This is a genomic window from Erwinia sp. (assembly GCF_031978025.1).
In the GTDB taxonomy this organism is placed as follows: domain Bacteria; phylum Pseudomonadota; class Gammaproteobacteria; order Enterobacterales; family Enterobacteriaceae; genus Erwinia.
In genome coordinates, this window is record NZ_DALZCD010000328.1 from 1 (window position 1) to 4,247 (window position 4,247).

The 4,247-nt window shown below is 55.1% G+C and carries 4 protein-coding genes; all 4 read left to right on the forward strand.

Annotated elements, in window-relative coordinates; all coding sequences use genetic code 11:
• A partial coding sequence (phoR, locus tag RTK32_RS19460) for a phosphate regulon sensor histidine kinase PhoR (RefSeq protein WP_312046869.1) occupies positions 1-960 on the forward strand: 960 nt, incomplete at its 5' end.
• Positions 961-976: 16 nt separating this feature from the next.
• A complete protein-coding gene (locus RTK32_RS19465) occupies positions 977-1,900 on the forward strand; it encodes a phosphate ABC transporter substrate-binding protein PstS family protein (protein ID WP_312046871.1) in 924 nt (307 codons plus the stop codon).
• 663 nt (positions 1,901-2,563) lie between these two features.
• Positions 2,564-3,667 carry a cobalamin-independent methionine synthase II family protein gene (locus RTK32_RS19470; RefSeq protein WP_312046872.1) on the forward strand — a complete coding sequence of 368 codons (1,104 nt, stop codon included), beginning with the start codon at positions 2,564-2,566 and terminating at the stop codon, positions 3,665-3,667.
• A gap of 389 nt (positions 3,668-4,056) precedes the next feature.
• The coding region (locus tag RTK32_RS19475; RefSeq protein ID WP_312046873.1) for a branched-chain amino acid transport system II carrier protein at positions 4,057-4,247 on the forward strand (191 nt) is incomplete at its 3' end.

Sequence of the window (4,247 nt, forward strand, 5' to 3'; positions counted from 1 at the left end):
ACGATTTTTTGGTGCAACGGTCTGGCGCAACAGATGCTGGGGCTGCGCTGGCCGGAAGATAACGGGCAAAATATCCTTAACCTGCTGCGCTATCCTGAATTCACCCTCTATTTGCGCCAGCACGACTTCTCGCGACCGTTGACTCTGGTCCTGAACAGCCATCGCCATCTGGAGTTCCGCGTGATGCCCTATAGCGAAGGGCAGTGGCTGCTGGTGGCGCGTGACGTCACACAGATGCATCAGCTGGAAGGCGCGCGCCGTAACTTTTTCGCCAACGTCAGCCACGAGCTGCGCACGCCGCTTACCGTGCTCCAGGGGTATCTGGAAATGATGAGCGATGCGGTGCTGGAAGGCCCGTCACGTGATAAGGCGCTGCATACCATGCAGGAGCAAACCCGCCGCATGGATGCGCTGGTTAAGCAGCTGCTGACGCTGTCGCGTATCGAAGCCGCGCCCGCGCTCAATTTACAGGAAAAGGTTGATGTGCCGCTGATGCTGCGGCTGCTACAGCGCGAGGCAGAAACGCTCAGCCAGAACCGGCACGACATTCATTTCTCCGCCGATCCGCAGCTGCGGGTATTTGGCAATGATGAGCAGTTGCGCAGCGCCATTTCTAACCTTGTCTATAACGCTGTCAACCACACGCCAGACGGCACGCGGATTACCGTCAGCTGGAAAAAAACGCCGCACGGGGCGCAATTTAAGGTCTGTGACAACGGCCCCGGCATTGCTGCGGAGCATATCCCTCGCCTGACCGAGCGTTTTTATCGTGTTGATAAAGCGCGCTCGCGGCAGACAGGCGGCAGCGGGCTGGGGCTGGCTATCGTCAAGCACGCGCTCAGCCATCATCACGCCCGGCTGGAGATTACCAGCCAGCCGGGTAAAGAGACCTGTTTTAGCTTCTCGTTGCCTGCAAGGTTGATCGTCAACGGTGAACTGGCTCAGAATGCGGTCCATTGAGCGGGTGGATAAGAAAATGAAAAAGTGGGTTTTTGTGCTGATGCTGCTGTGCGGCTCGGCAACAGGCGCGAACGACGCGATGCTCGCAGGCAACCTCAGCAGCGTGGGATCGGATACGCTGGGAACGCTGATGACGCTCTGGGGCGAGAGTTTTAATCGCCATTATCCGGGCGTCAATGTCCAGATTCAGGCAGCAGGATCGTCGACTGCACCTACTGCACTGGCAGCAGGCGCCGCGCAGCTTGGCGCAATGAGCCGTCCTATGCAGGCGGTAGAACGCCAGCTGTTTGAAAGCCACTATGGTTATGCGCCACTGGCCGTGCCGGTGGCAATGGACGCGTTGGTCGTGGTGGTGAATCAGGATAATCCGCTGCAGGGCATTAACGCTCAGCAGCTCGACGCTATTTTCTCCGTAACCCGCCGCTGCGGCGCGACCTTTGTCGTGCACAACTGGGGCGATCTCCAGCTAAAGCAGGGTGAATGGGCGCAGCGTCCCATGCAGCGCTTTGGCCGCAATTCGGCTTCCGGGACCTGGGGATTCTTCCGCCAGCAGGCCCTGTGCAACGGGGATTTTCGTAACGACGTGGGCGAATATCCCGGTTCCGCCGCCGTGATTCAGGCGGTGGCCAGTACGCTGAACGGCATCGGTTACGCCAGTATGGGCGCGCACATGACCGGGGTAAAAACGCTGCCGATCGTGCGTGACGGCACCAGTGGAATCGCGCCCACGGTAGAAAATATCCGTAGCGGCCGTTACCCCTATGCGCGTCCGCTTTATATTTATGTTAATAAAGCGCCGGGCCAGCCGCTGGAACAGCTGACGAAAGCTTTCTTACGGCAGGCGCTGTCGACACAGGGGCAGGCGCTGGTGACGCAGGCTGGCTATCTGCCGCTGTCCGATGAGCAGTTAAAGCTGGCCAGAGCGATGGTGGAGAACTGATCAGCACTCTGTCACTATCGGCTATTCTTTCGACGGGTCCTTACATCCTTCTTAACACCATTCTGTCGCTCGGCCTGGCAGGCCCTCACCTTTAAGACATGCCTGCCGGAGCCGTTTATCATGCTCATACCCTTTAAAGGCAACCGTAGGGGAACTGTTTTGCAAGCTTACGCTTCTTAAGACATCCGTATTGGGGCAGGTTTGTCTTCCCTTAAGAGGCATATAAAGAGCTGTTTTTCACTTTTTGCGCCTTTAAGCCACCGTTCCGGGCCTGTTTTTCAGGTTTATGCCCTTAAAGGCAACCACACGAGGCCTGTTTTGCAGACTTGTGTTAACCAACCTGTGTGGGGGCGAGCGGGGCGGATTTACGCTTTTAGGGATGACGCGGCACAAGCGTTTCCGTTTAGCGCTATCGGGTCTTTTTCTACCAGAGTGAGCGGACACTCTTCTCCAGGCTGGTTTGCCGCTTTTTATGCGCAAAGACGCCTTACGCCGTTAACATGAATTTTTTTCAAGTGTGGTGAAATTTCCTCGTTTGCCACAGCATCCTTCTCATGCCACTCTTACTTCCAGCCATTTAGACATCCAGATGTCTCAAGTAACGAACAGTAATTATTTCATCATGACATTATGCGCCGCTGCGCAGGCCAGGAGTGACCGATCATGCAAAGAGATTCAGCCCAATACCGCGCCGAAGTTGTAGGCAGTTTTTTGCGCCCTGCCGCTATCAAACAGGCCCGCGAGCAATTTCAGGCGGGCGAAATCGACGCCGCCACCCTGCGCCAGACTGAAGACGAAGCTATTCGTGAAGTGGTCGCGCAGCAGCGTGCCAGTGGCCTGAAAGTGGTTACCGATGGCGAATTCCGCCGCGCATGGTGGCACTTCGATTTCTTTGACGGTCTGGACGGCGTGGAACGTTACGAAGCCGAGCAGGGGATCCAGTTCAACGGTGTGCAAACCAAAGCCCGCGGCGTTAAGGTCACCGGCAAGCTGGGGTTCAGTAACCATCCGATGCTGGAAGACTTCCGCTTCCTGAAAAGCATCTGCGGTGACGCAATCCCTAAAATGACTATCCCAAGCCCAAGCGTGCTGCACTTCCGCGGCGGCCGTAAGGTTATTGACGCCAACGTTTATCCGGATTTGGAAGAGTACTTCACCGATCTGGCCCTGACTTATCGTGACGCGATTAAAGGTTTTTATGACGCTGGCTGTCGCTATCTTCAGCTGGACGATACCGTCTGGGCTTACCTGTGCTCGGAAGACCAGAAGCAGCAGATCCGTGAACGCGGGGACGATCCGCAGGCGCTGGCTAATACCTATGCTCAGGTCCTGAATAAGGCGCTGGAAGGCAAGCCGGATGACATGATCGTGGGTCTGCATGTCTGCCGCGGTAATTTCCGCTCAACCTGGATTTCCGAAGGTGGCTATGAGCCCGTCGCGGAAATTCTGTTCGGCACCGTCAATATTGACGCTTTCTTCCTCGAGTACGATAACGAACGTTCCGGTGGATTTGAGCCGTTGCGCTTTATCAGGCCGGGCAAACAGCAGGTGGTACTGGGACTGGTAACCACAAAAACCGGCGAACTGGAAGATCCGGAAACGGTGAAAAAGCGTATTGCAGAAGCCGCGCAGTACGTCAGCCTGGAGCAGATTTGCCTCAGCCCGCAGTGTGGTTTCGCCTCAACGGAAGAGGGCAACAGCCTGACCGAAGAGCAGCAGTGGGCCAAGCTGCGCCTGGTTGTGGATATCGCTAAACAGGTCTGGTAAATCAGGCAAAAGTGAGAAAAGGCGCGGTGATACGCGCCTTTTCGGCCTTCAAAGCAAATAATGCAGAAAATACCGCCCGGAAGCATAAAAAAAATACAAATCATGTAAGGCATCTCGCCAGTAATCTGAAGTGATTATCTGGCTTAAGCTTTTTCTACGCTATATCACTCTGCTTTCTCGATCCCGTATTGCCTTTCCCCGCTATAAACGTTTTACTTACCGCCGTTTTATTTATTCCCCGTATAAAAGATCATAAATAGCGCAAATGTGCCGATATAGCCCTCAGGCGATAAGTTGCCTTGATAACGGCTCGGATGCGAAAGGCGCTCGGGGAAACAGAACCGACATCACGATTTCACTCAACATCAGTACAGGCAAACCCGCTTCTTATGACAAATCGTTTAACTTCTAAAGACATCCTCGCGCTGGGCTTTATGACATTTGCCCTGTTTGTAGGTGCCGGTAACATTATTTTCCCGCCGATGGTGGGTATTCAGTCCGGGGAACACGTCTGGATCGCCGCGCTCGGCTTTTTGCTGACCGCTGTTGGTCTGCCGGTTATCACCGTTATTGCGCTGGC

Excerpts from the sequence above, each read along its gene's own strand:
- RTK32_RS19465 (WP_312046871.1), top strand. The coding sequence starts at position 977 with ATGAAAAAGTGGGTTTTTGTGCTGATGCTGCTGTGCGGCTCGGCAACA.
- RTK32_RS19470 (WP_312046872.1), top strand. The coding sequence starts at position 2,564 with ATGCAAAGAGATTCAGCCCAATACCGCGCCGAAGTTGTAGGCAGTTTT.